The 3,530-nt window shown below is 44.6% G+C and carries 5 protein-coding genes; all 5 read left to right on the top strand.

The annotated features are described in order from the left end of the window. The coding region (locus tag A3766_RS09420; protein WP_068642133.1) for an NAD(+) kinase at positions 1 to 803 on the top strand (803 nt) is incomplete at its 5' end. Between the two features lie 3 nt (positions 804 to 806). After that, positions 807 to 1,778: a metallophosphoesterase gene (locus A3766_RS09425; protein WP_068506816.1), complete on the top strand. Its 972-nt coding sequence runs from the start codon at positions 807 to 809 to the stop codon at positions 1,776 to 1,778. Next, positions 1,775 to 2,698: a rhomboid family intramembrane serine protease gene (locus tag A3766_RS09430; protein ID WP_068506814.1), complete on the top strand. Its 924-nt coding sequence runs from the start codon at positions 1,775 to 1,777 to the stop codon at positions 2,696 to 2,698. The genes A3766_RS09425 and A3766_RS09430 overlap by 4 nt, the downstream gene beginning before the upstream one ends. 309 nt (positions 2,699 to 3,007) lie before the next feature. Further along, positions 3,008 to 3,274 (top strand): YeaC family protein, encoded by a 267-nt coding sequence (locus A3766_RS09435; RefSeq protein WP_068506813.1) that lies wholly within the window; start codon positions 3,008 to 3,010, stop codon positions 3,272 to 3,274. Between the two features lie 15 nt (positions 3,275 to 3,289). Next, positions 3,290 to 3,530, top strand: a 241-nt coding sequence (locus A3766_RS28820) for a DUF2797 domain-containing protein (protein WP_231882873.1), incomplete at its 3' end; no start/stop codon positions are given.

The raw sequence follows: 3,530 nt of genomic DNA on the forward strand, positions 1-3,530 counted from the left end.
TTCTGGTTAATGAAGGTTATTATCTAATCATTGAAGAAAATATCGGTGCTTTAATTCCCGGGCATGGTTTGCAGGTTTCCAGTGTCAAAATGATGGGGGAAATGTGTGATCTGGTGATCGTAGTGGGTGGTGATGGAAGTTTGTTGGGGGCTGCTCGAGAGTTAGCTAAATCAAATGTTCCTTTGTTAGGAGTAAACCGTGGCCGATTAGGTTTTTTGACTGATGTGTCACCAACTGAGTTGGAATCGAAAGTAAAAGAAGTGCTTTCAGGGCAGTATATTCAGGAAAGACGCTTCCTGCTAGATGTTCATGTTAAGCGAAATGGCGAGCCGGTTGGCTTTGGTACCGCATTGAATGACATCGTTCTTCACCCGGGTAAGTCAACTCGTATGATCGGTTTTGACTTGTTTATTGAGGGTCAGTTTGTCTACAGTCAGCGTTCAGATGGTTTGATTGTTTCGACACCAACTGGGTCAACAGCTTACTCTTTGTCGGCCGGTGGGCCTCTTTTGCACCCTAAACTCGATGCAATCTCATTAGTTCCAATGTTTCCTCATACGCTCAGTAGCCGTCCAATCGTTGTTGACGGTAAAAGTGAGATTAAAATTGTGATTGGTGAAGGTAATGAGATTTACCCGCAGGTCAGCTGTGATGGTCAGCATCACATCCCTGTTGCGCCTGGCGATGCAGTATACATAAGTAAAAAACCACATAAAGTGCGTTTGATTCACCCTACCTCTCATAACTTCTATGAAACCTGTAGAGAGAAATTAGGCTGGGCCAATAACCTGATAAGTAGTTAATAGATGGCATTTGTTAAGAAAAAAGTTAAGCAAGGCTATGACCTGATTGGTGATATTCATGGTTGTGGTAACTCCCTTGAACGTCTGTTGAAAAAGATGGGTTATGAGAACAAGCAAGGTTGCTACCGTCATCCGCAACGCAAAGTGATTTTTGTGGGTGATATTGTTGATAGAGGCCCTCGAATTCGAGAAGCTCTGCATATTGTAAAAGACATGGTCGACCAATCGCAGGCCGAAATTGTCCTGGGCAATCACGAATACAATGCAATGTGTTACTGCACAGAGGGTCGTCAAGGTAGTGGCATGCAGTATTTGCGCGAGCACAACGCTCGTCATCACAGACTTATTCGAGAGACCTTGGAGCAGTTTGATGCTCATCGCTCCGAATGGCACAAGTTTCTATCGTGGTTTCATGAAATCCCTCTTTTTATTGAAAAAGAAGACTTCCGAGTGGTTCATGCTTGTTGGGATAGTTTAGCGATTGAACGTTTAAAATCTTATTCCCCAGACCATTGCATTAGTATGGACTTTTTGCACGAGTCTGCGGTCTCTGGTTCTTTCGCTAGCCGAATTATTGACAAGTTAACTCGCGGTACCGCATTGGAGCTGCCAAACGGTGAAACCATTCTAGGCAAAGATGGCTTGGCGAGAAGCATGTTTCGCACAAAGTTCTGGAGTGATGATCCCCAGATATACAATGATGTTGTCTTTCAACCCGACCCACTGCCGCCAGAAATGGCTGAGCGTCCTTTGTCGGCGATAGAGAAGCAGCAATTACTGACCTACCCAACAACAGAGGCGCCCGTATTTGTGGGTCATTACTGGATGTCTGGTGAGCCAGAGCCTATTCAATGCAATATTGCTTGCCTGGATTATAGCGCGGTGAAATATGGCCAGCTGGTGGCTTACCGAATGGATGGCGAGAGAGTCTTGAGTAAAGACAAGTTTGTGTCGGTGGACGTTACCCGGACATGAGTCGCATACCACCCATTCCACTAGACTTGGATCTTTCGGACTTTAGTCAATGGCTCCATTTTCAGGGCGTGGCCCATCGAGTCATTGAAAATCAGGGTGAACAAGCTTTGATTCTAGATGATGAAGGCTATGAGGAGCAGGTCTTGAGTGCGCTTGAACGCTACATGACAGAACCTCAGTATCGTAGTGGCCTAGCTGAGCAGCTTGATAAAATGCAGGACCAGCATCGGCGTCGTGAAGTGTTTCGTAAGCCGAGGGACCTGGTGGCATACACGAGGGCTAAACCAAGCCAAGCTCCTGTGATTTTTACACTTATCTTTGTTAGTGTGGCTTTTGCTTTTCTAACCGACTTTGGTAAAGGCGGTGCGCTGCTTAGATCTTTTTTGATCGTTGATCCCTTTAATTCCGGTTTGGATATGAACTCAGTCAGTGGGCGCTGGAATGCAATGCTTGATGTGCTTATCAGCGGCCAGGTCTGGCGCTTGGTTACGCCGGATTTTATCCATTTCAACGTCATGCACATCACCTTCAACCTGTTAATGTTGTGGGTGCTTGGTGGCCAGCTGGAAATGCAAAAAGGTTCCGTTTCGTTTATTGCCTTGACGATGTTTGTTTCCATTATTTCAAATATTGCTCAGCTTCTCGAAACTGGGTACTTCTTCGGTGGTTTGTCGGGAGTGGTATATGGTTTGGTAGGTTATTGCTGGTTATGGAAGATGTTTGATAAAAACATCTTTTTCCCTAATGTATTGTTAAAGTTTAGCTTGGTCTGGCTACTGCTTGGTTATACGCCTGTCACTGAGTGGTTGGGTTGGGGGAGAATGGCTAATGCCGCACACCTGTATGGCCTATTGTCGGGTCTGGTTTGGGCGGCAATTACCCTGTATGTGAATGAGCGTGTTATAGAAAAGAAAGTATAAAAAAACTCCGTTATCCACCGGGCCAAATGTTTTGGCCCGAGGTTAACGGAGTTCACATATGTATGTGTAGAGATGAGAGAGACCAAGTTGATTTCCGGTGAAAGGTAATCGCTCTAAAGTAGAGTGATTGCGCTTCGCTGGGAGCTCAACTTATGCAAATGATAATTGTTATCATTTGCATTGTCAACCACTGAGCTTGATCTTTTTTGTTTATTCTTGAGTAGCGTTACAGGGATTGATATTCTCGCTAGCTTGTTACAAATTCTTGAGTGCATGCTATGGCACTCAAAGTTCTTCTAGGATTAACTTATGAAGTTTGAAGATGCTGCTGAATCCATTCCTAAAGAAATTTACGAAAAGTTCAAACAAGCGATAGAGTTGGGAAAGTGGCCCGATGGCCGGACCCTCTCTCGTGAGCAAAAAGAAATATGCCTTCAGGCGGTCATGCTTTATGAAGTAAAACATGGACTCGATGAAAGCAATCGAACCGGCTATGTTGATACAACGAAAAAGACCTCCCCATGCGGGCCAAAAGACGATAGTGATGATGAGTCGACTATCCGTATATTGCACTAACAAAGAAGACGATTAATGAATCAAGTTGCATCAGGTCATTTAAGTAAAATGACAGTGAGTCAGGGGAACCCGGTAAGTTACACCTTGAACTTTGGTGATACAAAATGCAATCCTGCAGATTATCTTGGCAAGAAATTACGCTTTCGTTCTAACGGCGAGATTCGCTGTTTTCATTGTCAGAAGCGTACCAACAAGAGCTTTAACCAAGGTTACTGTTATCGATGCTTTACCAAGTTGGCCCAGTGTGACCGCTGTA

The organism is Oleiphilus sp. HI0132 (assembly GCF_001635845.1).